At 60.9% G+C, this 24,753-nt stretch carries 22 protein-coding genes; 4 read left to right on the top strand and 18 right to left on the bottom strand.

All coding sequences use genetic code 11. The features are described from left to right. Positions 1-64: 64 nt before the first annotated feature. From KVT38_RS27310 to pnpS, 3 genes are all read right to left on the bottom strand, one after another. A complete protein-coding gene (locus KVT38_RS27310; RefSeq protein WP_217596916.1) occupies positions 65-2,167 on the bottom strand; it encodes a molybdopterin-containing oxidoreductase family protein in 2,103 nt (700 codons plus the stop codon). A gap of 113 nt (positions 2,168-2,280) precedes the next feature. Further along, positions 2,281-3,012: a response regulator transcription factor gene (locus KVT38_RS27305; RefSeq protein ID WP_217596915.1), complete on the bottom strand. Its 732-nt coding sequence runs from the start codon at positions 3,010-3,012 to the stop codon at positions 2,281-2,283. 113 nt (positions 3,013-3,125) lie between these two features. After that, positions 3,126-4,940: a two-component system histidine kinase PnpS gene (gene pnpS, locus KVT38_RS27300; RefSeq protein ID WP_217596914.1), complete on the bottom strand. Its 1,815-nt coding sequence runs from the start codon at positions 4,938-4,940 to the stop codon at positions 3,126-3,128. A gap of 182 nt (positions 4,941-5,122) precedes the next feature. On the opposite strand from pnpS, the gene yfbR reads away from it, so the two are divergent. After that, positions 5,123-5,752: a 5'-deoxynucleotidase gene (gene yfbR / locus KVT38_RS27295; RefSeq protein WP_217596913.1), complete on the top strand. Its 630-nt coding sequence runs from the start codon at positions 5,123-5,125 to the stop codon at positions 5,750-5,752. 77 nt (positions 5,753-5,829) lie between these two features. Here yfbR and KVT38_RS27290 read toward each other — a convergent pair whose 3' ends face one another. Continuing rightward, positions 5,830-6,255 carry a DUF2269 family protein gene (locus KVT38_RS27290; protein ID WP_217596912.1) on the bottom strand — a complete coding sequence of 142 codons (426 nt, stop codon included), beginning with the start codon at positions 6,253-6,255 and terminating at the stop codon, positions 5,830-5,832. Between the two features lie 141 nt (positions 6,256-6,396). On the opposite strand from KVT38_RS27290, the gene KVT38_RS27285 reads away from it, so the two are divergent. Together KVT38_RS27285 and KVT38_RS27280 are read left to right on the top strand one after the other, a co-directional pair. After that, a complete protein-coding gene (locus tag KVT38_RS27285) occupies positions 6,397-6,945 on the top strand; it encodes an RNA polymerase sigma factor (protein WP_368859170.1) in 549 nt (182 codons plus the stop codon). After that, complete coding sequence (locus KVT38_RS27280; RefSeq protein WP_217596911.1) at positions 6,942-7,790, top strand: hypothetical protein; 849 nt, start codon at positions 6,942-6,944, stop codon at positions 7,788-7,790. Before KVT38_RS27285 ends, KVT38_RS27280 begins: the two co-directional genes overlap by 4 nt. Before the next feature lie 123 nt (positions 7,791-7,913). Here KVT38_RS27280 and KVT38_RS27275 read toward each other — a convergent pair whose 3' ends face one another. The 6 genes from KVT38_RS27275 to KVT38_RS27250 all read right to left on the bottom strand — a co-directional run bounded on the left by KVT38_RS27275 (position 7,914) and on the right by KVT38_RS27250 (position 14,793). Next, the gene (locus tag KVT38_RS27275; RefSeq protein WP_217596910.1) at positions 7,914-9,146 is read right to left on the bottom strand and encodes an aminopeptidase; all 1,233 of its coding nucleotides are present in this window, start codon (positions 9,144-9,146) and stop codon (positions 7,914-7,916) included. A 13-nt stretch (positions 9,147-9,159) separates the two neighbouring features. Next, entirely contained in the window at positions 9,160-10,284 is a 1,125-nt protein-coding gene (locus KVT38_RS27270) for a M24 family metallopeptidase (RefSeq protein ID WP_254639598.1), read from the bottom strand. A gap of 111 nt (positions 10,285-10,395) precedes the next feature. Next, entirely contained in the window at positions 10,396-11,340 is a 945-nt protein-coding gene (mdh, locus tag KVT38_RS27265) for a malate dehydrogenase (RefSeq protein WP_217596908.1), read from the bottom strand. A 263-nt stretch (positions 11,341-11,603) separates the two neighbouring features. Beyond that, the gene (gene icd / locus KVT38_RS27260; protein ID WP_217596907.1) at positions 11,604-12,899 is read right to left on the bottom strand and encodes an NADP-dependent isocitrate dehydrogenase; all 1,296 of its coding nucleotides are present in this window, start codon (positions 12,897-12,899) and stop codon (positions 11,604-11,606) included. A gap of 152 nt (positions 12,900-13,051) precedes the next feature. Continuing rightward, positions 13,052-14,164 carry a citrate synthase gene (citZ, locus tag KVT38_RS27255; protein WP_217596906.1) on the bottom strand — a complete coding sequence of 371 codons (1,113 nt, stop codon included), beginning with the start codon at positions 14,162-14,164 and terminating at the stop codon, positions 13,052-13,054. Between the two features lie 317 nt (positions 14,165-14,481). Beyond that, positions 14,482-14,793 carry a hypothetical protein gene (locus KVT38_RS27250; RefSeq protein ID WP_217596905.1) on the bottom strand — a complete coding sequence of 104 codons (312 nt, stop codon included), beginning with the start codon at positions 14,791-14,793 and terminating at the stop codon, positions 14,482-14,484. 167 nt (positions 14,794-14,960) lie between these two features. Here KVT38_RS27250 and KVT38_RS27245 point away from each other — a divergent pair, with 167 nt between their 5' ends. Further along, on the top strand, positions 14,961-16,493 hold the full coding sequence (locus KVT38_RS27245) for a Ppx/GppA phosphatase family protein (protein WP_217596904.1): 1,533 nt from the start codon (positions 14,961-14,963) through the stop codon (positions 16,491-16,493). Positions 16,494-16,559: 66 nt separating this feature from the next. Here the strand turns inward: KVT38_RS27245 and KVT38_RS27240 are convergent, their stop codons facing one another. The 8 genes from KVT38_RS27240 to KVT38_RS27205 form a co-directional block, all read right to left on the bottom strand. Beyond that, the gene (locus KVT38_RS27240) at positions 16,560-16,721 is read right to left on the bottom strand and encodes a mechanosensitive ion channel protein MscL (RefSeq protein WP_090109908.1); all 162 of its coding nucleotides are present in this window, start codon (positions 16,719-16,721) and stop codon (positions 16,560-16,562) included. An 81-nt stretch (positions 16,722-16,802) separates the two neighbouring features. Next, positions 16,803-18,896 (bottom strand): polyphosphate kinase 1, encoded by a 2,094-nt coding sequence (gene ppk1, locus KVT38_RS27235; protein ID WP_217596903.1) that lies wholly within the window; start codon positions 18,894-18,896, stop codon positions 16,803-16,805. Between the two features lie 161 nt (positions 18,897-19,057). Next, a complete protein-coding gene (locus tag KVT38_RS27230) occupies positions 19,058-19,468 on the bottom strand; it encodes an FxsA family protein (protein ID WP_254639597.1) in 411 nt (136 codons plus the stop codon). A gap of 133 nt (positions 19,469-19,601) precedes the next feature. Next, positions 19,602-20,066 (bottom strand): acyl-CoA thioesterase, encoded by a 465-nt coding sequence (locus KVT38_RS27225; protein ID WP_217596902.1) that lies wholly within the window; start codon positions 20,064-20,066, stop codon positions 19,602-19,604. A gap of 97 nt (positions 20,067-20,163) precedes the next feature. Next, positions 20,164-21,918 carry a pyruvate kinase gene (pyk, locus tag KVT38_RS27220; protein ID WP_217596901.1) on the bottom strand — a complete coding sequence of 585 codons (1,755 nt, stop codon included), beginning with the start codon at positions 21,916-21,918 and terminating at the stop codon, positions 20,164-20,166. Positions 21,919-22,076: 158 nt separating this feature from the next. Then, entirely contained in the window at positions 22,077-23,042 is a 966-nt protein-coding gene (locus KVT38_RS27215; RefSeq protein WP_217596900.1) for an acetyl-CoA carboxylase carboxyltransferase subunit alpha, read from the bottom strand. Beyond that, on the bottom strand, positions 23,032-23,919 hold the full coding sequence (accD, locus tag KVT38_RS27210; protein ID WP_217596899.1) for an acetyl-CoA carboxylase, carboxyltransferase subunit beta: 888 nt from the start codon (positions 23,917-23,919) through the stop codon (positions 23,032-23,034). The genes KVT38_RS27215 and accD overlap by 11 nt, the downstream gene beginning before the upstream one ends. A gap of 173 nt (positions 23,920-24,092) precedes the next feature. Further along, on the bottom strand, positions 24,093-24,281 hold the full coding sequence (locus KVT38_RS27205) for a glutamate decarboxylase (protein ID WP_090109932.1): 189 nt from the start codon (positions 24,279-24,281) through the stop codon (positions 24,093-24,095). Positions 24,282-24,753 lie beyond the last annotated feature (472 nt).

Raw genomic sequence — 24,753 nt, 5'->3', positions numbered from 1 at the left:
AAAAAACACGGACCAGGCGCTGCCCTGCTATAAGGCAGTTCCTGGTCCGCGCGGTCAATCCGTCTCAGATCGCGCTGCCCATAGCCTCGGCCGGCGCGTTCGGCTTCTCCGCAGCCAAGGACGCTCGCTCTACCGCGACCCGGCCGGAGAAAAATACCGCGCCGCCGCCCATGTCAGACAACCGGTCGGGCGTGAGCGCGTTGACGGTCGCGCTGCGCCCGTCTCCCTTGTCCGCCCACAGTCCCTGGCTGACGAGGACGCCGGGCAGGACGTCCTCACCGATCGCGGCGGTCAGCCACGCTTCGCCGCGCGCGTTCCAGACTCGCACCTCTGCCCCGTCCTCGATGCCGAGCGCTTCCGCGTCGGCTGCGTTCATATGAAGCTTCGGCGTTTTTTCCATGCTCGCGTGCTTGTCGTTGTTCGAAAACGTCGAGTTCAAGAAATTGTGATTCGGAGCCGGAATGAAAGCGAACGGGAATGCTTCGTCCCCTTCTTCGCTGAGCGGCGCGTACGTCGGCAGCGGCGGCAAGCCGTGCCGCTCCATCGCCTGCGAGTACAGCTCGATCTTGCCGCTAGGCGTCCGCAGCCGGCCGGGGAACAGCGGCTTCACGTCCGCGCGCACGTATTGTTTTTCTACCAGCGCTTCGTAGGTGACCGGTTCATAGGCGGAATTGCCCGGGAAATCGACAGCCTGTCGAATCATCTCCGCGTCGTCGTCCTTGAACGCATCGTCCTCGTATCCCATCCCTGCGGCAAGCAGCCGGAACACCTCGTTGTTCGATTTGCTCTGTCCGTAAGGCGCCACAACCGGCTGCTGAATTTGTACATAATGATGCCAATACGAATGGTACAAGTCCGTATTCTCAAAAGCCGACGTCGCGGGAAGCACAATATCCGCATACTTGGCCGTCTCCGTCAGGAACAGGTCATGCACGACGGTAAAGAGATCCTCGCGAGCCAGTCCCTCTCGAACCTTGTTCGACTCCGGCGCGACGATAGCGGGATTACTATTGTATACATATATAGAAGAAATCGGCGGATCCAGCTCCAGCAGCGCGCTGCCGATCCGATTCATGTTGACGCGCCGCGCGCGCCGGCCGCCCCGTAGGTCGGGTCGTTCGAGCGCCTTTGCGTTGTGCGAGACGTAGCCGCCGTTGCCCTTGATCGCGCCGCCGCCAGGCACGAGCCATTGCCCGGTCAGCGCGGGCAAGCAAGCAATCGTCCGCACGTTCATGCCGCCGTTGTCGTGGTGCTGAATGCCGTTGCCGATGCGTATGAACGACGGCGAAGTGCGCCCGTACAACCTGGCCAACTCGACGATGTCCGCTTCCGGCACGCCGGTAATGCCCGATACGGTCGCCGGATCATAGGCCGCAACATGCGCCCGAAGCTCCTCGTGGCCGACCGTGTACTCGCGCAAAAACGCCTCGTCCGTCAACCCTTCCGCGAACAGGACGTGCATGATGCCGAGCGCCAGCGCCGTGTCCGTGCCGGGACGCAGCGGGATAAACCAATCCGCCCACGTGCCGGTCCGGTTGCGGTGGTCGTCGATGGCGACGATCTTCGCGCCGGCCTTGCGCGCCTGCTCCGCGTTCGTGACCTGATGCATGGTCGAGCTGACCGCATTGATGCCCCAGAAGATGAACAGCTTGGCGCCGACCGTCTGCTCCGGATCGGTGCCGTAGCTGCCGCCCATCGTATACCGGTAGCCGACCGTCCCCGCCGCTTCGCAGATTGTCTGGTCGAGCTCCGACGCGTTCATCCGGTTAAAAAAACGCGTCCCCATCCCCTCGGTCCCGATGCGGCCCATGTTGCCGTAGAAGCTGTATGGAAGTATACTTTCGGAACCTTGTGCCGCGATGAGTGCTTTCCAACGATCGGTAATCTCCGCAATCGCGTCGTCCCAGGAGATCGGTGCGAACCGGCCTTCGCCTTTGGCACCGATGCGCCGGAGCGGCGTGGTCAGACGCTTTTCGTCGTAGATGCGGGATGCCATATGGCGAACCTTGTTGCAGATCGCGCCGCGCGTAACCGGGTGATCCGGGTCGCCTTCGACCTTGACGATGATCCCGTCTCGCTTGTGCACGAGCAAGCCGCATTGATCGGGGCAATCGAGCGAGCAGACCGAATGGAACACGCCGTCCCGCTGCGCCGTATAATCGTTCATTTCCGCGTCAACTCCTTCAAATCCGTTCCTCCAATTTTAACACAAAGAAGACGAATCCGCCGTCCGATACGGTCGAATCCGTCCTGCTTGAACTGCCTGCTTGAACCGCCAATTCACGCCTTGCCGGCAATACCCGTCTTCCGGCTAACCGTCAGCTTGTAGCCGACGCCGCGGATCGACTCGATCTGCACCGATTGCTGGTTCAGCTCCAGCTTCTTGCGCAGCGAGCTGACGTGCACGTCCACCGTACGCTGACCGCCGATGTAGTCGAAGCCCCATACGACGTTCATCAGATCGTCCCGCGTGATGACGATGCCCGGACGCTCGGCCAGGTACAGCAGCACCTCGAACTCCTTCGGACGAAGCGTGATCCATTCGCTGCCGACCTGCACTTCGTACTTGTCGGGATAAATTTGCAGCGCGCCGAGCGAGATCACCTTTTCTCCGCTCGGATCCGCCTTGGGCCTGGTCTCCTCGTTGCGGGAGCGACGCAGCACCGCCGACGTGCGCGCGAGCAGCTCCGCGACGCCGAACGGCTTGGTGATATAGTCGTCCGCGCCGAGCTTGAGCCCCTGCACGACTTCTTCTTCCGCATTGCGGGCGGTCAGGATGATGACCGGCGTCTTGACGCCGTGCTGGCGCAGCTTCTGAAGCACCTCGAAGCCGTTCATCCCAGGCAGCATCAGATCCAGAAATATAATCGCGTATTCGTCTTGGATCGCCTTGTGCAGTCCCTCGGCGCCGTTGCCGATCACCTCGGTCTCATAGCCGTCCTGCGACAAGTTGTACGTAACCAGACGCGCTATCGTAGGTTCGTCTTCAATAATAAGCACCTTGTCCGACATAAGCTCCTCCAGTCCGATCGGTCCGTTTGACGTCCCGGCTCTTCTGTCAATTTATCATGCCGCCGTAAATTCAGCATCATCCGAATGTCAACGCCATGTAAAATTACTTCATGCTAATAGTCCTGGATCAGCGGGAGCTCGATGATAAACGTCGATCCGACGCCGACCATACTCTCCACGCGAATCGTCCCATGGTGCAGCTCGACCAGGTGTTTGACGATCGACAGCCCCAGTCCAGTGCCGCCCGAGCTGCGCGAGCGAGCTTTGTCGACCCGGTAGAAACGCTCGAATATGCGCGGCAGGTCCTTCTTCGGAATGCCGATGCCCGTATCGGATACGGTGATCCGGACATGCTCCAGAGGGTCGCCGCCCTCCTCGCTCTCGGTTTCGACGATGACCGCCTTCACCCGAACGCGTCCGCCTTCCGGGGTGTAGCTGATCCCGTTTTGCAGCAGGTTCAGCGTGATCTGTCCAAGCCGATCCTCGTCGGCTTCGATGAACAGCTCCTCCGGCGCGTCGAGCTCCAGGGAAATCTCCTTCTTGGCGGCCTCCGGCCCGAGGAACTCCAGCTGCCTGTCCAGGAACGAACGCAGGTCGATCGGGGAAAATTGCAGCGGCGAACGGCGCGACTCGATCTTGGACAGCTCCAGAATGTCACCGATCAGCCGGTTTAGCCTGTCGCTCTCGTCCTGGATGATCTTCAGAAAGGACCGAGCCGTCTCCGGGTCGTTGACCGCGCCGGCAAGCAGCGTCTCCGCGAATCCTTTGACCGCGGCGACCGGCGTCTTGAGCTCGTGCGATACGTTGGCCACAAATTCGCTGCGCATCCGCTCAAGGCGGCGAATCGCGCTCACGTCCTGCAGGACGAGGAGCAGGCCGGGCGCCGTATCGTCGTCCATCGGAATCGGCACCAGATGCAGTTCGAGCAGCCGCTCTTCCGGATAGTAGACCGTCAGCTCCTCGTGAATCGGCTCCCCGGTCTCGAAGCCGCTGCGGATGAGCTGCAGCAGCTCGTACTGCTGCTTTGCCTCGGTGTAGCTGCGGCCGACCCGCTCGCGCGCCAGGCTGCCGAGCAGCAGCTCGGCGCTCCGGTTGTAGATGCGGATCCGGCCGTCCGGGCCGATCATGACGACGCCGCTGATCATATGGTCGAGCACCGACTGAAGATGAAGCTCGTTCCTGCGAATCTCTCCCATATGATCCTGAAGATTGGCGGCCATCGCGTTCAATGCCCTGCCCAGCTCGCCGATCTCGTCCTTGCCGGCGTCGGGAATGCGTACCTTGTAGTCCATGCCCGCCATTCGCTTGGCCGCCGTCGTCATACGCTCGAGCGGTCTTGTGACGCTGAGCGCGACCCGGTAGCTGACAAGCGCGGCGAGCGCGAATACCGCGAGCAGTCCGAGCGCAAGCGCTATCCACATGCGATCGAGACTGTTCTCGACAGCGGAGAGCGACATCGCCAGCCGGACGATGCCGAGCGTCTGCCCCGACTGGCCGTCCTTGACCGCATAAGCGACGTACAGCATGTTCTCGTCAAGGGTGTCGCTATGCCGGATGCTCCGGCCCAGGCCGCTCGCAAGCGCCTCCCGCACTTCCTCGCGCCCGGCGTGGTTGTCCATCGTACCCGGCGCGTGATCCGAGTCCCCGAGCACTTCGCCGTCGGTCCCGATATACGTGATCCGCATGTCCGCCAGTTCCTTGAATCGGATCGCCTGCGCTTCCAAATATTCAGTCCGGGCCGCCTTGGACCCGTCCTTCGGCCAAGGCGCGGCGGCCGAGAGCACGTGAAGCTGGGTCTCCATGTGATTGCTTAACGCTTCCAGATGGTTGTGCTTGTAAAATTGTCCCGTGAAAATGCCCGCCGCGAGTACGGACAACCCGATGAGCAGCATAAACAACGCGGTCAGCTTCAAGCGGAATTTGCTCATGTGCGCTCCCGTGCGGCTTGCCATGCGTATAGCCAATCCTCCAATTGCGGACTTTTCTTTCATCTTAACACAGGAGTATTAGCGCAGTGTAAATTCGAACCGACTTTACAGACGGCCGGGGTGTCTGCGGCGTTTGATGTACGTTATAGTTATGGAAGGAACGATAAGGGAGGCTCGCCGATATGCAGCAGCATCATTTTTTAGCTTACTTGTACCGCTTGCGATACATCGAACGATGGAGCCTTATGCGCAATTCCACCAGGGAAAACGTTGCCGAGCATTCCTACCATACCGCGCTTCTCGCCCATCTGCTGTGCACAATCGCAAGAGACGTATTCGGACGGGACGTCGATCCCGACAAAGCGGCGAGCCGCGCGCTGTTCCACGATGCGACCGAGGTGATCACCGGGGATATCCCGACGCCCGTCAAGCATCATAATCCTGCGCTGCTGTCGAACTTCCGGGACTTGGAGCGGCTGGCCGCCGAAAGACTGCTCGGCACCGTGCCGCCCGAGCTCCTTAATGCCTACGAACCCCTTCTTATGCGTCAATCACAGGACGACGAAATGAACCGGTACGTAAAGGCGGCCGATATCCTCGACGGCTATCTCAAATGCGTATCGGAGATGTCGGCCGGCAATCGCGAATTCGCCACCGCACGCAGACAGTTCGAGGAACGGCTCGCCGCACTCGGCATGCCGGAGATCGATTGGTTCCTGAACCGGCTCGCCCCGAGCTTCGAAAAGACGATCGACGAGCTGTCCGAACGGGAGCGGGAGGACGATCCAGGTGACGATGCCGATGCCGATTAAGGAGACTTCACGCAAAAGGCTCCGCCTGCGCATGTCGCGCCGGGCAGAGCCTCATGAGTGCTTAATCGTGCCAAAACTTAAGCTAACCAGGGATTCTTCATCAGCCAGACGATGACCAGGAAAAGAACCAAAATGACGAAGCTCAGCGTCTGCACGCGCGAGATGTTGCCCGAAGCGTCCTGACCGCCGGAAGCCGCGGAGACGATGCGCTTGAGCGGCGCCTGCACGATGCCCGACAGTGCGCCGATCGCTACAAACAGCACAACGATCGTGACCATCCAGGAAACGGCGTAATCCGCTTGAGAAACCAGATAGCCTCCCGTCAGCAGCTGCAGCACCAAGGAATATTGGCCGATTCGGCCTGCGGTCACCAGACCGCTGGCAAGACCTTCCTGGGCCGGCGTGGACAGCTGGCGGAAGCGCTTGGCCAGAAACGGCAGAATGGCATAAATCCCCATTCCGATCGCCCCGACGATGTGCAGAAAAATCATAACGTCATACATCGCGATATGTACCTCCACAACCATAATAAGACAAGTCACACCTAGTATACACAAACCGGGCCGACAAGTAAAAAACCGACTTTCGAATTCATTTTTCGGAAATGGAACCGAACGTCCGCCCAAGGAGTCCTATTGGTTGAGGTGACAGCGGTGGAATACGAATTTTTAAAGCACGTATCGACGACCATGGACACGGCCACGCTCCGCGAGATCATGGACCGATACGGGAACGATATATGGAATTATGCTTACTTTTTGACGAAAAACAGAGAGCTGGCGGACGAAATCACGCAGGACGTGTTCATCAAGGCCTACTACCGCATCGAAACGTTCAAGGGCCGCTCCTCCTTTAAAACCTGGCTGCTGACGATCGCGCGCAACACGGCGTTTCGCTACAAGCGCTCCTCCTTTTTGCGTCTCGTACGCTTGCTTCCCTCCATCCGGCCCGGACGAACCGGCCGTTCGGCGGAGAGCGAATATATGGAGGAAACGTATGCCGACGGCATCTGGGAAGCGATTATGGCGCTGCCCGACAAATATCGCGAGGCGCTCGTGCTCGATATCCGCTACGACTTGTCGACGGAAGCCATGTCCAAGCTGCTGAACGTCCCGCCGGGGACGGTCAAATCCCGATTGCACCGCGCCCGTGAAAAAGTGCAGCGCCTATTGAAGGAGGAGTCGCAGTCATGAGAAAAGATAAACCGGCTTGGTACGAACGCGCGGGCAAAGGCCCCTTCGTCCGCCAACCATTCGATGAAAGAATGCGGGAGAGCATCGAACGGCGCATCTCCGGCAAGCAAGAGCGGGCGAGGCGCGGAATGTCTCCCTTTGCGTTCGCCGGAGCTGCGGCTGCGCTGCTTGCCGTCCTGCTGCTGATCCGATATCCGATCGATTGGCCGGACCCATCCGGGAGGAATGGCCTGATCGCAGGTTCTCCTGCGCGAAGCAGCAGTCCCCCTGCGTCTACATCGACCGCGATCGTCCGGGCGGAAGGCATGGCGAAGTCGGGACGGCTGCAGGTCGTTCCGATCGGCACGGAAAAGCAGGAGTCGCTCGGTGCGCCAAGCTGCTTCGGCACGGAGACGGACATCCGTTTCGAAGGCGATTACCGCGTCGAATATGTCGGCGCGGACGGTGGCGAGCGCGTCATCGCCGAGCTGCCCGCGCTGACGTTCGTTCAGCCTTCGCCAGACAAAGTTCAAATGATGAAATTGACGTTCCCCGAAGCCGAGGTATTCGTGCTCGCTCCGCAATATGCCGACTGCAGGGCGATTGCGTTTTATGCCTATGCGGTCGACGACAGCGGACAGGCGTTTCCTCTCCGCTTCGAGCAGGAAGACGGGACGACGGCGGACATGTCCTACTATCCGCCAGGCAAGCCCCCTTCGGTCAGCGGAGACCGTCTGGTCCTGCCTTCTTCGGAAGGGCCCGGCGGGGAGTCGGCCGGCGGACCGCGAGATCGCACATTTACGCTGGATTTGTCGGCAAAGGCGTTTGTTCAAAATTCAAACGGCATGCCGGATAAAAGCTCCTGAAGTCATGACCCGGGGGGTTGACGTTTGTTCCTCGTCTCCATGCAGCCGTCCTCGTCCCTTAACGGGAATCGCCAAAAAACCGGCATCCGTACGGATAGCCGGTCTTTGATGCGCAGTCTCCTTTTAAAACGCCCATGCCCCTTTAATAAATACCGGCTCTTCGCCGCCGTCCGCGTTCACGCCGAAAATGTCCAGCTCGCCCGAGCCGACCATGAAGTCGGTGTGGACAGTGCTGTTGTTCAGCCCGCGAGCCGCCAGCTCCTCCTGGCTCATGTCGGCCCCGCCCGCGATGCAAGCCGAATAAGCGCCGCCAACGGCCAGATGACAAGACGCATTCTCGTCGAACAGCGTCTTGTAAAACAGCAGGCCGCTGTCCGAGATCGGCGACCGATGCGGCACTAGCGCGACTTCGCCGAGATACGCGGCGCCTTCGTCCATTTGAACGAGCGTGGCGAGCGCTTCGGCGCCCTTCGCCGCGGAAGTGCGAACCGCCCTGCCTCCTTCGAATTCAAAGGAGAAGCCGTCGATGATCTGTCCGGCGTAGCTCAGCGGCTTTGTGCTCGACACGGTGCCTCGCACACCGTCGCGCTTCGGCGCCGTATACACCTCTTCCGTCGGCAGGTTCGGCACGAACCAGACGCCGTCGGCGTTCTGCTTGCGCCCGCCGAGCCAGATATGGTCGGTCGGAAGCTCGATCGTCAGGTCCGTGCCCGGCGCCGCGTAACGCAGTGCGCGATACTGCTTGGCATTCAGAATATCGGCCCTGCGCTTCAGCTCGGAAAGATGCGTCTCCCATGCGGCCAGCGTGTCCTCGCGGTCCGCGCGCACAAGCTTGAAGATCGCTTCCCACAGCAGTCCGATCCGATCGGACTCGGGCGCGTCGGGAAATACTTTGTCCGCCCATCCCTTCGAAGGTGCGGTCGCGATCGTCCAGCTGAACTTGAAGCCGCGGGACAGCACGCGATAGTCCTTCATGACCCGGCTCGCCGCTTTCTGGGCGTTGGCGATCCGCTCGCCGGGCACGCCGCTCAGCAAATCCGGATCGTCCGACATCAGATTGATCGACGCAGCTCCCGCGCGGGCCAGCTCCAGCTTTTCGGCTGCAGACCACTTGGGCTCTTCCAGGAAAGCTTCGTCCGGCGCCAGATCGTACTTCAGCCTCGTGACGACCTCGTCCGTCCAAAATACCTTCACGCTGCGCGCGCCGGCCTCGTACGCTTTACGGACGACCAGCCTTGCCAGCTCCGCGCTGTCCAGGGACGCGTTGACCGCCACCGTCTGGCCCGGCTGCACGTTGGCGCCGACCTTGACGATGAGCGCCGCATAGCGGTCCAGCTTTTGCGCAAATTCGCTCAATGTAGAGCCCTCCTTAAAGTTGATCCGCCTGGATAACGGACAATTGCTTCGGGTAACGCGTAAGCACGCCGGCCGTGCCGTCTTCCCGGATATAGACATCGTCTTCGATTCGTACGCCGCCGACGACCGAATCATAGACGCCAGGTTCGACCGTAAATACCATCCCCGGCGCCAATGGCGTGCCGTTCGTACCCGACATGGACGGCTGCTCGTGGATATCCATGCCGAAGCCATGCCCGACCCGATGCGTGAACAGCGGTCCGAAGCCGGCCTTCCCGATCGTCTCCCGCGCCGCAGCATCGACTGCCGATACAGGTACGCCCGCTGCGGATGCAGCAATGCCCGCTTCGTTGGCGGCAAGCACCGCTTCGTATATGGCGCGCTGCTCCTCCGAAGCTTCGCCGACGACGAAGGTCCGCGTGATGTCCGAGCAATAGCCGTCTGCCTGTACGCCGATATCGATGAGCAGGAAGTCGCCTCTGCGGATCGCATGCGGACCCGGCACGCCATGAGGCAGCGCCGAACGCGGTCCCGTGAGCACGATCGTCTCGAAGGCCGGACGATCCGCGCCGAGCTCTCTCATCTTGCGCTCGATCTCCGCAGCCAGTTGAAGCTCGGTCATCCCGATGCGAACTTGCGAAACGGCGTGCGCCAGCGCACCCTCGACGATATCGACCGCCCGCTGAATCCGACCGATCTCGTCTGCGCTCTTCACGATCCGCATGTCCAGAATCGCTTGCTCCAGATCGGCAAAGCCTGCGCCGGGATAAACCGACTGAAGCCGTTCCGCCTTGGCGAGCGAGACGGTACCTTTCTCGACGCCTATCGAAGCCGCGCTTGCTGCGGGCATCTGCTCGCCCAGCACCGCGTAGGCGTCGTCGACGTCCGAGATCGGCACGATCGCAAGGCCGGACGCCGCTTCTTCGGCCGCCGACGCGTCCAGCAGCGGCACGAACAGCTTCGCAGCGCGATTCGCGCTGTCCAGCGCAAGCGCCAGAAATCGCTCGTGCGGGTTGCAAACGAAGCCCGTGAGGTAGGCGACGTTCGTGGGCGAAGTCACCAGGCCGATTCGAATCCCTTCCTTTTCCAAATAAGAAACAAGACGATCTCGCCTGGCCTCATACACTTCCGATGACAATCGGATCAACTCCTTCGCTCGTTCGCTGCGTCACGGCATAAACAACTCCAAGGTCGTCGGACCTTGGAGTCGAAGCCAAGCGCAAGCTGCCGTATATTCGTTCAGGCAAGATCAGGCATTTTCGACGATCCGGATGACACTGCGGACCGACTCCGCGGACTTGGCGAGCGCAGTCTTCTCGTCCAAGGTCAGATCGAGCTCAATAACCTTCTCGATGCCGTCTCCGCCGAGCACGGCCAGCACGCCCATGAACAGATCGTCGTAGCCGTATTCGCCTTGCAGCAGGGCGATGACGGGCAGAATGCGCTTCTTGTCCTTCAGGATCGCCTCGGTCATCTGGACGAGCGAAGCGGCCGGCGCATAGTAGGCGCTCCCGTTGCCGAGCAAGCTGACGATCTCGCCGCCGCCGACGCGCGTCCGCGCGACGATCGCATCAATCTGGTCCTTGGGTAGCAGCTGTTCGACGGGGATGCCGCCGACCGTCGTGTAGCGCACGAGCGGCACCATGTCGTCGCCGTGTCCGCCGAGCACGACGCCGCGTACGTCTTCGACGGACACGTTCAGCGCCTGCGCTAGGAATGCATTGTAGCGGGCGGTATCCAGGACGCCGGATTGGCCGATGACGCGATTTTTAGGAAACCCGAGCGCCTTGTTGGCGACGTAGGTCATCGCATCGACCGGGTTGGAAAGGATGATGACGTAGGCGTTCGGACTGGTCGCCTTCACGTTTTCGCAGACGGACCTGACGATGCCCGCGTTCGTGCTCACAAGATCGTCGCGGCTCATACCCGGCTTGCGCGCGATGCCCGCCGTAATGATGACGACGTCCGAATCGGCCGCATCGGCATAGTCCGAGGTGCCGACGATCTTGGCGTCGAAGCCTTGCACCGGAGCCGCTTCGGCCATATCCAGCGCCTTGCCCTTCGTCGGATTTTCAAGCTGCGGAATGTCGACCAGCACGACGTCCCCGAGCTCCTTCTGCGCCAGCATCAACGCCGTCGTCGCCCCCGTAAATCCCGCGCCCACGACCGTAATTTTCGCCCGTTTCATTGCCATTCGAATTCCCTCCTAAAAGTTCCTCACGAATAGGTTACCCGCCCCGAAAAACAACAATCCCCCTCGCCGACACGTAAGCACCGACAAAGAGGACTGTCATTCAAGCTATTCTCCCCCGGCATTCCCTCGCCATTGCGCCTCTGTCCCCCAACCGTTATTCGGCAGGGTGTCCAGAGGGCAGCGCCCTCGGAGTCCCCCTTTGAAGGGGGATCTAGGGGGTTGTGCAGGGGAAGGGGGATACGGGGGCAAGCCCCCGATAAATACTACATATTCTTGATGATCTCATCCGCAAACGCCGAGCACTTAACCTCGGTCGCGCCTTCCATCAGACGGGCGAAGTCGTACGTGACGATCTTGCTGTTGATGGACTTTTCCAGACCCTTGTAGATCAGGTCGGCCGCTTCAAGCCAGCCAAGGTGCTCGAACATCATGACGCCGGACAGGATGACGGAGCCCGGGTTGACGACGTCCTTGTCGGCGTACTTCGGCGCGGTGCCGTGCGTCGCTTCGAAGATCGCGTGGCCGGTCATGTAGTTGATGTTCGCGCCAGGGGCGATGCCGATGCCGCCGACTTGGGCAGCCAGGGCGTCGGACAGGTAGTCGCCGTTCAGGTTCAGCGTCGCGATGACGTCGAAGTCCGTCGGACGCGTCAGCACTTGCTGCAGCGCGATGTCGGCGATGGCGTCCTTCACGAGGATCTTGCCTTCGGCCAGCGCGGACTTTTGCGCAGCGTTAGCCGCTTCTTCGCCTTGCTCCGCCTTGATCGCGTCGTATTGGTTCCAGGTGAATACTTGGTCGCCGAATTCGCGCTCGGCCAGCTCGTAGCCCCAGTTCTTGAACGCACCCTCGGTGAACTTCATGATGTTGCCCTTGTGCACGAGCGTGACCGACTTGCGTTTGTGCTTGATCGCATATTCGATCGCGGCGCGGATCAGACGCTCGGAGCCGTCCTTGGATACCGGCTTGATGCCGATGCCCGAAGTCTCGGGGAAGCGGATCTTTTTGACGCCCATTTGCTGCTGCAGGAACTCGATGACCTTCTTCGCGTCGGCCGTCTCCGCTTGATACTCGATGCCGGCGTAGATGTCCTCGGTGTTTTCGCGGAAGATGACCATGTCGACCAGCTCGGGACGCTTGACCGGCGAAGGCACGCCGTCGAAGTAGCGAACCGGACGCAGGCACACGTACAGATCAAGCTCCTGGCGAAGCGCAACGTTCAGGGAACGGATGCCGCCGCCGATCGGCGTCGTCAGCGGGCCCTTGATCGCGATGATGTATTCGCGGATCGCGGTCAGCGTGTCGGCAGGCAGCCATTCGCCGTAAGCGTTGAACGCCTTTTCGCCGGCGAACACTTCGTACCAGGCGATTTGCTTTTCGCCGCCGTACGCTTTCTCGACGGCTGCGTCGAGCACGCGCTTGGAAGCGCGCCAGATGTCGCGTCCCGTGCCGTCGCCCTCAATGAACGGAATGATCGGATTGTTAGGGACGTTCAGGACGCCGTTTTGGTCGACTTTGATCGGTTCGCCGGCTTGCGGCAGTTCGAATTTTTCGAGTTGCATGGATGGGTAGCCTCCTGGAATTAAAAGTGATGGTGGAAAAGGATGCAAACATCTGCGCGCCGTGCCCTCATAGGCGCGCGGAAACGCGCGTCAAACCGGCGCGCTGCACAACCGGATGGTCGTACGGCACGCCGTTTGCCTGGAGCGGTCGATTAACGCTCGTCGACCGGCACGTAGTGCTGGTCGACCGGACCGACATACTCGGCGCGCGGGCGAATCAGACGATTGTCCGCGAGCTGCTCGAGGATGTGCGCGGTCCAGCCGGACACACGGCTGATGGCGAAGATCGGCGTAAACAGGTCGCGCGGAATGCCGAGCAGCGTGTAGCAGGAAGCCGAGTAGAAGTCGACGTTCGGCTTCAGCCCCTTCTGGCTGGTCACGAGCTCCTCGATGCGGACGGACATGTCGTACAGACGGCTGTCGCCGTTCAGCTCGCTCAGGTTTTTGGACATTTGCTGCAGATGCTTGGCGCGCGGGTCGCCCGTCCGGTAGACGCGGTGGCCGAAGCCCATGATTTTCTCTTTGTTGTTCAGCTTGTTCTGGATGTACGGCTCGACATTGTCCAGCGTGCCGATCTCGTCCAGCATGACCATGACCGCTTCGTTGGCGCCGCCGTGCAGCGGGCCCTTCAGCGCGCCGATCGCGGACGTGACGCCGGAGTAGATGTCGGACAGCGTCGCGACGGTGACGCGCGCCGCGAACGTCGAAGCGTTAAGCTCGTGGTCCGCGTGCAGAACGAGCGCCTTGTCGAGCGCGGTGACCGCCACTTCGGACGGCTCTTCGCCGGTCAGCATGTACAGGAAGTTGTGCGCGACGCCGACGCCGGACTTCGGCGCGACGGGCTCCTTGCCTTGGCGCAGGCGCGCGAAGGCGGCGATCACGGTGCCCATCTGGGCTTGCAGCTTGATCGCCTTGCGATAGTTCGCTTCCTTGCCCGGATCGTTCGCCTCGGCATCGTACAGCGCCAGACTGGATACGGCCGTGCGGAGCGCCGCCATCGAGTTCGCGTCCTTCGGATAAAGACGAAGGCCGTCGATAACTTCGGCAGGCACCGCCGCCGCTTCGCCAAGCTGCGACTTCAGCGCGTCCAGCTCGCTTTGCGTCGGGAGCTTGCCGTTCCAAAGCAGATATGCGACCTCTTCGAAGCTCGCCTTCTCGGCCAGCTCGTCGATGTTGTACCCGCGATACGTCAGCACGCCGTCGATAATGGAACTGATGGACGAGGATGCGGCGACGATTCCTTCAAGTCCTTTGGTAGCTGTCATGGTTCTCTCTCCTTCAATCCCAAGATAACGAATCAAATAAGCGCACGATGCGCTTTACGGAATTCAGGGCCGGCGGTTCGGATGTGCCCTCAGGCTCGCTTCCGCTTCATCCGCATGGAGCCCTAATTACTTTCGGTTTTTAAAGCCTTATTCAATGATAAACGATTTCAATTGCGAATGGAACCGAACGAAGCATAAAAATGCTTTATCGCATATATAGACGAATACTCTCACATTCGCGCGTTGACGCGTCGGCGCGGCGATTCCGAAGCATTCGGATCGCCGCGCGGGCGGCAGGATCGGTACAGGTCCGAGCCTCAAATCGTATCGACGTCCATCGTCGCAATATGGCGCTTCGTCTCCTCCGTGCCCCAATCGCTCAAGCGGCGATAGATTTCCTTCAAATAATAATCGTAGCCGTCGTTTTCCGGATCGTGGCTGTATTCCAAAAAAGGTTGATGGGCCCGCCAATAGCCGGCTTGGTCGAATTCGTCCATCGAATCGAACAGCTCCTGAAGCTGCACGAGCTCTTCTTCGCCCGCCTCGATCTCGAACTCGTAGGCGGCGTCGCCGCGATGCGTATTGATCGTCCTGGCCTGGACCGATACGTAATACTTGGATTTTTCCATAAGATCCTCCCCGCGCTGGCTGATGTTACACGTATTGTGTCCAAGCGCTCCGCGGAATTATGCCCACTCGCCCATTGCAGCGCGCCCGGCGCTTTTGCGCGGCGGCCGGTGATGATAGAATAGAACGATAACAGCGTTCAGCGCGAACGCTGCCGGAGGAGGATCTTATGCCATTTACAGCCCAAACGACGGGCATGATCGATATCGGTTCCAATACGGTTCGTCTGTCGGTCTACCGCGTGACCGAGGATGGCGCCTACCGCGTCATCGATCAAGGCCGTTGGCCGGCCAGGCTCAGCCAGCGCCTGACGGCGGACGGCAGGCTGCCTGCCGAAGCCGTGTCCGAGCTCGGCGAGGTGCTGCGCCACTACAAGCGCATCTGCCGCATCCACGGCGTGGAGCGCATCCGCACGGTCGCGACCGCCGCGGTGCGCCAAGCGACGAACCGGGACCAGGCGCTGTCCGCGCTTTTCGAGGAGACGGGCCTTGTCATTGAGCTGCTCCCCGGCGAAGAGGAAGCCCGGCTCGGCAGCCTCGCCATGCTTCGGACGATGAACATCGAGGACGGCTTCGTCGTCGATATCGGCGGCGGCAGCACGGAGATCACGCTGCTCCGCAATCGCGAGATCGTCTCTTCGGTCTCGTTTCCCATCGGCTGCGTCAATACGTCTACCCGGTTCGAGCTCGGCGAAGGCCCCGTCGCCAAGTCGACGCTCGATGCGATGGAGTCCGACATTTTGGACAAGCTGTCGGCCCAAGCGTGGATCTCCGGGCAGCCCGGACTTCCGATCATCGGACTGGGAGGCACCGTGCGCGCGCTCGGCAAGCTACGGCAGCGGCTGGACGAATATCCCTTTGCCAACCTGCACGGCTACGAGATCTCGTCCGCCAGTCTGGACGTCTCCGTCGACCTGCTCGCGCCGCTGACGGTCGATAAGCGCAGGAAGCTGCCCGGCTTGTCCAAGGACCGCGCGGACGTCATCGTCCCCGGGCTCGTCATCTTGCAAGCCGTGCTGCGCGCGTGCCGCTCATCCGGCATCGTCGTATGCGGCGCGGGCCTCCGCGACGGCTTGTTCTACGACACTTGCCTGCCCGATCTGCAGATGGACGGCGACGACGCCGTCGCGGAAGAGAGCATTCGCAATCTGCGCGCCCTGTACCCCGGAGCGCCGCCGAGCCATCTCGATCAGGTGAACCGGCTCTCGCTCGCGCTGTACGACCAGCTCGCGTCGGGCGTCGAAACGCCCGCCGAATGGCGCAGGCTGCTGAGCGCAGCCTCCCGGCTGTTCCGCATCGGAGCCGTGCTCGATTACAACGACTGCGCCCAGCATACGTTCTACATTCTTATGCACGCGCACTGGAACGGCATGTCCCATCGCGAAAAGCTGCTCGTCGCGGCAATCGCCTCCTACCGCAATGCAAATGCGCTGAAACGCAGCCTGTCCGCCTATCGGGCGCTCGTTCGTCCCGGCGACGAGGAGCTCTGCGCCAAGCTCGGCATGCTGCTGCAGCTGGCGGCGGCGCTGGATCGCAGCGAATCCCAGGCGATCACGTCGCTGCATGTCGCCGGCGGCGGCGGTCGTCTGCTGCTGGAAGCCGCGGCCAGCCATGCGCTGCCCGTCGAGACGACCGAGGTGCTTGCGCTTGCCAAGGACTTCAAGAAATGTTGGGGACTCGCGCCTTCGCTGCGACTCATCTAGCTCGCGTTCGAATCGTCGCTACCTATTCGTTCATAAAAAAAAGGACGCCTGCGGGCTTCCTTTTTTTTAATATAAAATTCTGCGCATCACTCGGACTTCGTAGCCGTACTTCCCTCGCATCAGCTTCATCTGCTCGTTGATGTAGTCGTACACTTCCTTCAGCCGCGACGTGTTCGGTCTCAGCGTCTCCTTGACTTCGCCGCCGACGATGACATCGAATTCGATCATCCTCGTCCCTCCTCTCCATTTCCATCCCGCAATATTATCTTATGCCGGGAATGTAAATGGCAGATTAGACGAATTAGTTATTCATGTGAAATCTTTGGAGTCGGCGACCGTCTTCCAAAGCGGAATGTCGCAGGAAGCGAACTGGCTGCGAAGCGGCCGATGCTCGTTCTGGACGCGAACGTAGCCGCCGGAAGGCAGGAGCTCCCTGGCTTTGACGTTGTCCTGCAGGTTCAGCTCAAGCATGTTGCGAAGCGCGAGCCGGAGGCCGCGGTCGTATACCGGGCAGAGCAGCTCGACGCGCCGGCTCAGGTTGCGGCTCATCCAGTCCGCGCTCGAGATGAATACCTCGTCCTCGCCGTCCGCGGACACGTACAGGATGCGGGCGTGCTCGAGAAAACGATCCACGATGCTGACGACGCGCACGTTGTCGCTTAAGCCCGGCACGCCGGGACGCAGGCAGCATACGCCGCGCACGATCAAATCTACCTTGACGCCGGCCTGCGACGCCTCGTACAGCTTATCTACCATAGGCTGGCTGGACAGGGAATTGATCTTGGCAACGATTCGCGCCGGCTTGCCCTGCTTCGCGCTGGTGATCTCGCGGTCGATCAGCTCGTACAGCCGGGGGCGCAGACCCGCGGGCGCGACCGCGAACGCGCGCCAGTCGTGCGGCGTAGAGTAGCCGGTCATCTCGTTAAACAGCGCCGATGCGTCCGCGCCGATCCACGGATGACAGGTGAACAGTCCGGCGTCCGTGTACAGTTTGGCCGTGTTTTCGTTATAGTTGCCGGTACCAACGTGCACGTACCGCCGCAGCGAGCCGGCCTCCCGACGCACGACAAGCGTGATCTTGGCATGCGTCTTCAGGCCGACCAGGCCGTAGACGACATGACAGCCCGCGCGCTCAAGCTGCTTGGCCCACGCAATGTTGCGCGCTTCGTCGAATCTGGCCTTGATCTCGACGACGACCGTCACCTGCTTGCCGGACTCGGCGGCTCTCGCGAGCGCCTGAACGAGCACCGAGTTGACGCTGACCCGATAGAGCGTCATTTTGATCGCCAGCACGTCCGGATCCTCCGCGGCCTCGCTGATAAAGTCGTTAACGACCTCGAACGATTCGTACGGATGATAGACGAGCGCGTCTCCCCGCTCCCGCAGCACCGACAGGATGTCTTCCGACACGTCGAAGGCGGCGGGATAGACCGGCTCGATCGGCGGATAGCGCAGCTGCTCCATGTTCGGAAGCGATCCCGTGAACTTCGAGAGAAACGTCAGGTCGAGCGGACCGTCGATCTCGAATATTTCCTCATCGCCGATCTCGAGCTCCTCCATAAGCAGCTCTCTGGCTTGAACCGACATTCCCTTCTCGATCTCGAGGCGCACGGGGAATCCTCTCCGCCTGCGGCGCAGCTCCTTCTCCATCTCCTTGAGCAGGTCCTCCGCGCCTTCTTCGTTCAGCGCAAGGTCGGCATTGCGCGTCACGCGAAAAGCATGCACCGATTCGGTCACGTAGCCGCTGAACAGCTGTCCGATCTGCACCCGGATCAGCTCCTCCAGGAGCAAATAAGCGTTTTTGCGGCTTCCTTTGCGCTTGGCGACTTCGATCGTTCTTTTAAGGATGGACGGCACCTGCACGATCGCAAAATAAATGCCGTTCTCCTGGTCATGCCCGACCATGTCCTCGGGTCTGAGCACGACCGCCAGATACAGCTCCTTGTTGTGCAGCAGCGGGAAGGGGCGGCTCGTGTCCACCGCCATCGGCGTCAATACCGGAAAGACGATCTCCTGAAAATAAACCGCCATCGCCGCTTGCTGCTCTTCGTTCAGATCGGCCCAGGACGCGATCGCAACATTTTCCTTGGAAAGCAGGCGCAGCAATTCTCTGTAGGTTTTGTACTGGAGCTTCACCATTCGCCCGATCCGCTTGGACAGCCGCTTCAGCAAGCCGCCTTGCGTGTAGCCGGTAAAGTCCGGCTTGTTGAAGCCGGCCTTGAGCTGCTCGCGCAGTCCGGCTACGCGGACGCTCATGAACTCGTCGAGGTTGCTCGCCACGATCGATAAAAATTGAAATCTCTCGAGCAGCGGCGTGCCGGGGTCCTCGGCTTCCTCCAGAACGCGCCGGTTGAATTCCGTCCAGCTGAGATCACGGTTAATGTATTTCTGGGATCCGTGCATGCGTCTCGCTCTCCCCTTTTCAAATCGAACCATTGCGCTGCAATATATGGAGCTACAGTCTTATGACCATTATGTTAGTGGGATGTTATCGCAGCGTCAATCGAACGTGAAGGGAATGTAAAATCGAGCGGTTCTGATTTTTTTCGCCACCTTCTCCGTCTTCAGAACCTTCGAAATCCGCCGCCCGATATCCGAAACGCCCCGGACTGCACCTTGCCGGCCAGCCAGCCGTAAAGACCGAGCCTGAACAGCGAGCGCGTCCACGGCAGCAGCATCGCGAGACCGACGAGGTCCGACAAAAAGCCCGGCACGATCAGCAGCAATCCGCCCGCGAGCACGCAGATACCGTCCAGGATCGCGTGGCCCGGCATTTGGCCGGACGATAGCTGACGACGCGCTTCGCCCCACACTTTGCGGCCTTCGGATTGCATCAGCAGCGCGCCGACGACGGCGCCCGCGAGCAGCAGCAGGAAGGCCGGCCAGCCGCCGATCCATCGTTGCATCATATAAATGCCGCACGCCTCCAGCAGCACGAAGACGATTGCGAACCACATCAAGCGTTTTAGCAGCATGGCAAACTCTCCTCTCGTCTTCTCTTATACGGCTGCGCAGGAAGCGGCGTTGCAGCGGACCGCGGAAGGCACGGCGTTCCTGACCGAAGGGGATATCGTTAAAAGGCGTCGAATGCGCGTCTCTCTTGCCCGGTTAAGCTTCGGCCAATGCCTTGAAGGCAGCCCACACCTCCGGCAGCTCCCGGTCGAGCCGCACCGGCTTCCATTGCTTGTTCACCCAGACATGCTTGGTACCGCCCGATACGAGCAGTTCGCCCTCCGGATCTTCCTTGGACACGCGTCCGACGCTCTCCGTCAGGTCGCCCTTCATAATCCGCGATTCGAACTCGATCCGCAGCGCCGTCTTGTCCGCGACCCGCGTGCACACCGTCACCCAATCGTCGTAACGGGCCGGCTGCACGAAGTTGACGTCGAGCTTGACGAGCGGCAGAAGCAGCCCTTTGGACTCGATCTCCCGGTAATCGCAGCCGATGCGCCTCACCCATTCGGTTCGCCCGATCTCGAACCAGTTCACGTAATTCGCGTGATAAACGACGCCCATCTGGTCGCATTCCTGGTACCTCACTCTTAGCGGGTGCAGGAGCCATGCGCTTGCCATTGCTTAAGTCCTCCTTGTGTGCATAAAAGAAAGGGACGCAAGCGGAGCTTGCTCCGTCTGTCGTCCCGATGTTCGTTGCCGTGTATTAGCCGTCGTATTAGAGTACCTTGGCTTGTCCGGTGTAGATGACGCCGTGCTCCGCGTACAGCGTGATCTCCATGCCGTCGTGCAGCAGCTGGGTTGCGTTCTCGACGCCGATGATGACCGGGATGCCGAGGTTCAGGCCGACGACCGCCGTATGCGAAGTGATGCCGCCCGTCTCGGTGATGACGGCCGCGGCTTGCTGAATCGCAGGCATATACTCCCTGTCCGTCGCCGGGGTGACAAGGATGGCGCCCTCCGTCATCTTGCTGACAGCTTCGTCCGGCGACGTCGCGACGACGACGCGTCCGGTCGCGCTCTGCGAGCCGATGCCCTGACCTTTGGCGATCAGTTCGCCGATGTTGTGGATCTTGATCAGGTTCGTCGTGCCCGAACGGCCTACCGGCACGCCCGCCGTGATAATGACCGTGTCGCCGAGGCGCACGAGGCCGGAGTGGATCGCGCCTTGTACGGCGATGTCGACCATCTCGTCGATCGTGGAAGCCGACTTGCCGTCCACCGTGATGACGCCCCATACGAGCTGCAGGCGACGGCGAACCTGCTCGACCGGCGTCACTGCGATGATCGGAGACTTCGGACGGTACTTGGATACCATCCGCGCCGTGTAGCCGCTCTCCGTGGAGGTCACGATCGCCTTGGCGTTCAGGTCGAGCGACGAGTTGGCGACCGCCTGGCTGATCGCTTCGGTGACGGTCGTCTGCTGAGCTTCGGCCTGCTTCGTGAAAATCTCGCGGTAGCGAAGCGCGGACTCGGCGCGCTCGGCGATGCGGGACATCGTCTGGACCGATTCTACCGGGTACTTGCCTGCGGCCGTCTCGCCGGACAGCATGATGGCGTCGGTGCCGTCGAAGATGGCGTTGGCGACGTCGGACGCTTCGGCGCGCGTCGGACGCGGATTGCGCTGCATCGAGTCGAGCATCTGGGTCGCCGTGATGACCGGCTTGCCAACGCGGTTGCACTTCTCGATCATTTGCTTTTGCACGAGCGGCACTTCCTCGGCCGGAATCTCGACGCCCAGGTCGCCCCGCGCGACCATCAGGCCGTCGGACACTTCGAGGATCTCGTCGAGGTTGTCCACGCCCTGCTGGTTCTCGATCTTGGAAATGATCTGAATGTAGCGCGCGTCATGCTTCTCGAGCAGCTCGCGGATCTCGAGCACGTCGCTCGCGCGGCGTACGAACGAGGCAGCAATGAAGTCGACGCCCTGCTCGATGCCGAAGCGGATGTCGTTGGCGTCCTTCTCGGTGATGCCCGGCATGGAGATGGCGACGCCCGGCACGTTGACGCCCTTCTTGCTCTTGATCGGGCCGCTGTTGACGATCTGGCACTCGATCTCGGTGCCTTCGACCTTGGTGACCGTCAGGCCGATGAGGCCGTCGTCGATCAGAATCGTCGAGCCGACGTGGACGTCGCCCGGCAGGTCCTTGTAGGTGACCGGGATGCGCTCGCGGTCGCCGAGAATCTCCTCGGTCGTCAGCGTGATATGCTCGCCGGCGACGAGCTCGATCGGCTCTTCCTTCAGCTTGCCGAGACGAATCTCGGGGCCTTTGGTGTCAAGCAGGATGGCGACCGTCTTGCCCAGTTCTTCGCAAGCCTGGCGGATATTTTTGATCCGGTTGCCGTGCTCCTCGTAGTCGCCGTGGGAAAAGTTCAGGCGGGCGACGTTCATACCGGCGTTGATGAGTTTTTTGGTGTTTTCGAGCGATTCGCTGGATGGGCCGATCGTACAGACGATTTTCGTTTTGCGCATGGTTAAGATAACCTCCATTGGATGTCGGGCGAACGGATCATACCGTATACCACCGATTGTATCCGCCCTGACGCCTGTTCAGACGCCGCGAGCGGCATTGATGCGTTAAAAATCATGCCGAACGCCCGTCCGAGGATCGGAAGGGCGCGTGGCCTTGCTCATACCAACTCTGGCGCGGCGAACTTGCCCACGCTGCGGAACTTGCGGTACCGGTCCTCCACGAGCGCCTCCGGCGTCATGCCGGACAGCTCCTCGAGATGGCGCCAGATCGCGGTCTTGACGGCTTCGGCCGTCCGGACGGGATCCAGATGGGCGCCGCCCTTGGGCTCGGGCACGATCTCCTCGATAATGCCGAATTCGAGCAGGTCCTTGGCCGTGATCTTCATCGCTTCGGCGGCCTGATCGGCTTTGGAGGCGTCCTTCCAGAGAATCGACGCCGCTCCGTTCGGCGAGATGACCGAGTAGATCGAATTTTCCAGCATCAGGACGCGATTGCCGACGCCAAGCGCCAGCGCGCCGCCGCTCCCGCCTTCGCCGATGACGACGCAGATGACGGGCACCCGCAGCAGGGCCATCTCCTTAAGGTTGCGGGCGATCGCTTCGGACTGCCCTCTGGCCTCGGCGGAGTCGCCGGGATAGGCGCCCTTCGTATCGATGAAGGTGATGATCGGCCGGCCAAACTTGTTCGCCTGCTGCATGAAGCGCAGCGCCTTGCGGAACCCTTCGGGATGCGGACTGCCGAAAAACCGCTGGATGTTGTCCTTCGTATCTTTACCCCGTTGGTGGCCGACGACCGTCACCGCCACGCCATTAAGCTTCGCGATGCCGCCGACGATCGCCAGATCGTCTCCGTACAGCCGGTCGCCGTGAAGCTCGATAAAATCCTCGAAAATCTCGTTGATGTAATCGAGCGTCGTCGGCCTCGAGTGCACGCGGGCGAGATGCATGATCTGCGCGCCGGACAGATTGCTGTATATCTCGTCTTCCAGCTTCTTGTAAGCTTCTTCGAGCCGGGCGATCTCCTCGCTGAAGTCGATGTTCTGCTCGACGCCGACTTTTTTGAGATGGTCGATCTTGCGGCGCTGCTCGGACAACGGGCCTTCGAAGGGGAGCTTATTGTCCATCTGAAGCACCTCCTCCGACATGCATCTCCAGCAGCTTGGTCAAAAACGCCTTCATGTCCTTGCGATGCACGACCTTGTCCAGCTGGCCGTGCTTGAGATTGAACTCGGCCGTCTGGAAGTTGTCGGGCAGCTTCTGGCGGATCGTCTGCTCGATGACGATGCGTCCGGCAAAGCCGACGATCGCGCCCGGTTCGGCCAAAATATAATCGCCGAGGCTCGCGAAGCTGGCGGATACGCCGCCGAGCGTCGGATCGGTGAAGACTGAGATAAACAAGCCGCCTTCCTCCTGGAACTTCGCAAGCGCTGCGCTCGTCTTCGCCATCTGCATCAGGCTGAGGATGCTCTCCTGCATCCGGGCGCCGCCCGATGTGGAGAACAGCAGCAGCGGAAGCTTCTTCGCGGCGGCAAGCTCGATGGCGCGCGTCACCTTCTCGCCGACGACGGAACCCATGCTGCCGCTGAAAAAGTCGAAGCTCATGACGCCGACGACGACCGGGACGCCCCCGATCTCGCCTTCGCCCGTGACGACCGCGTCCTTCAAGCCGGAGCTTGCCTTCTGCTGCTCGAGCTTCGCCTTGTAGCCCGGGAATTCAAGCGGATCCTCGGAGGTAAGGTCCGCGTCGATCTCAAAAAAACGCCCGTCGTCGAGCGTCATCGCGATGCGCTCCAGGGCGTTGAGGCGCGAATGATGTCCGCAGGTGGAGCACACCTTGAGGTTTTTCTCCCACTCCTTGCTGAACTGGATGTTGCCGCACTTGGGACAGCGATTCATCAGTCCTTCGGGAATCTCGCGCTTCGGCCGCTCGCTTGCCGCGGGGGCCTGGGAGACGGAAGGTACGGTAGCATATTTCTTCTTCTGGAATAAATCCTTAAACACAGCGACACCTCACAAGGCGCAAAAATGGCGGTCCCGCCGGCGGCGGGCGGTGCTCCGCACGGTGATGCACCGTACGGAGAAAACGCGACCCGCGCGGACGAAATCCGCAGCTATCAGGCGCGACATGCATAGGACGATCCGACCCGCGAAAGGACGGCAATCTGCCGCATGAGTCACATATGCAATATACTGCCGAGCACTTCTTGAACTTCCTGCACTTCACCGGAAGGCACCAATATCTCGTATTGCGGCTTGACCAGATTGATCGCCCGGACCCGGACGAGAAAGCCCTCGCCCTCCAGACGGCTCTGGATCCGCTCCGCAATCTTGGCGGTCGGCGCAATATAAATGACCGTCCACATGACGCGGTACCTCCATAGGTGATCGATTCTACAATAAGGAAATGATAGCATACAAAGATCGGGACTAGCAACCGTGAGCCCCTTGGCGACGGGGCCGGCGGGCCTTGACGCGGCGGAGCGGGATGCCGTCCCGGCGGCCGCGTACGGCGGCGATCTCCGCTTGCGGCGCGGCTTTGACTGCCATTCGGACGGCGCGGCATTCCCGCGCCGACTGCGCCGAATTTATTTCGCGCAGGCCGCGCGGCGTGTGGCTGCAAGCCGGCTGCTAGATGCCAGAAGACGCCCACGGTTTGCGGGCCTTCGTGTCGAACTGTCGTCCGCCGCACATTGCAATCGCGCAAAAGTGGACGGTAGTTAGCCAAAAAAAGCGAACGGGCTGATCTATCGTGCAAAAGCGGCTAGGCCCCCTAAAACTGGAGTCATGCCCCACAGTGATTCCATTTTCGCAGCCTAGCTCGTTATTTCGAGCGAT

Source organism: Cohnella sp. GbtcB17 (genome assembly GCF_019091135.1).
Lineage (GTDB): Bacteria > Bacillota > Bacilli > Paenibacillales > Paenibacillaceae > Cohnella.
The sequence above is the reverse complement of the archived record's forward strand: the minus strand, read 5'-3'. Positions and strand labels throughout refer to the sequence as shown.

What these genes read in the sequence shown, in the direction of transcription:
- KVT38_RS27310 (WP_217596916.1), bottom strand. Translation starts at nt 2,167, where the DNA reads ATGAACGATTATACGGCGCAGCGGGACGGCGTGTTCCATTCGGTCTGC.
- KVT38_RS27305 (WP_217596915.1), bottom strand. Translation starts at nt 3,012, where the DNA reads ATGTCGGACAAGGTGCTTATTATTGAAGACGAACCTACGATAGCGCGT.
- pnpS (WP_217596914.1), bottom strand. Translation starts at nt 4,940, where the DNA reads ATGAGCAAATTCCGCTTGAAGCTGACCGCGTTGTTTATGCTGCTCATC.
- yfbR (WP_217596913.1), top strand. Translation starts at nt 5,123, where the DNA reads ATGCAGCAGCATCATTTTTTAGCTTACTTGTACCGCTTGCGATACATC.
- KVT38_RS27290 (WP_217596912.1), bottom strand. Translation starts at nt 6,255, where the DNA reads ATGTATGACGTTATGATTTTTCTGCACATCGTCGGGGCGATCGGAATG.
- KVT38_RS27280 (WP_217596911.1), top strand. Translation starts at nt 6,942, where the DNA reads ATGAGAAAAGATAAACCGGCTTGGTACGAACGCGCGGGCAAAGGCCCC.
- mdh (WP_217596908.1), bottom strand. Translation starts at nt 11,340, where the DNA reads ATGGCAATGAAACGGGCGAAAATTACGGTCGTGGGCGCGGGATTTACG.
- icd (WP_217596907.1), bottom strand. Translation starts at nt 12,899, where the DNA reads ATGCAACTCGAAAAATTCGAACTGCCGCAAGCCGGCGAACCGATCAAA.
- citZ (WP_217596906.1), bottom strand. Translation starts at nt 14,164, where the DNA reads ATGACAGCTACCAAAGGACTTGAAGGAATCGTCGCCGCATCCTCGTCC.
- KVT38_RS27250 (WP_217596905.1), bottom strand. Translation starts at nt 14,793, where the DNA reads ATGGAAAAATCCAAGTATTACGTATCGGTCCAGGCCAGGACGATCAAT.
- KVT38_RS27245 (WP_217596904.1), top strand. Translation starts at nt 14,961, where the DNA reads ATGCCATTTACAGCCCAAACGACGGGCATGATCGATATCGGTTCCAAT.
- KVT38_RS27240 (WP_090109908.1), bottom strand. Translation starts at nt 16,721, where the DNA reads ATGATCGAATTCGATGTCATCGTCGGCGGCGAAGTCAAGGAGACGCTG.
- ppk1 (WP_217596903.1), bottom strand. Translation starts at nt 18,896, where the DNA reads ATGCACGGATCCCAGAAATACATTAACCGTGATCTCAGCTGGACGGAA.
- KVT38_RS27230 (WP_254639597.1), bottom strand. Translation starts at nt 19,468, where the DNA reads ATGCTGCTAAAACGCTTGATGTGGTTCGCAATCGTCTTCGTGCTGCTG.
- KVT38_RS27225 (WP_217596902.1), bottom strand. Translation starts at nt 20,066, where the DNA reads ATGGCAAGCGCATGGCTCCTGCACCCGCTAAGAGTGAGGTACCAGGAA.
- pyk (WP_217596901.1), bottom strand. Translation starts at nt 21,918, where the DNA reads ATGCGCAAAACGAAAATCGTCTGTACGATCGGCCCATCCAGCGAATCG.
- KVT38_RS27215 (WP_217596900.1), bottom strand. Translation starts at nt 23,042, where the DNA reads ATGGACAATAAGCTCCCCTTCGAAGGCCCGTTGTCCGAGCAGCGCCGC.
- KVT38_RS27205 (WP_090109932.1), bottom strand. Translation starts at nt 24,281, where the DNA reads ATGTGGACGGTCATTTATATTGCGCCGACCGCCAAGATTGCGGAGCGG.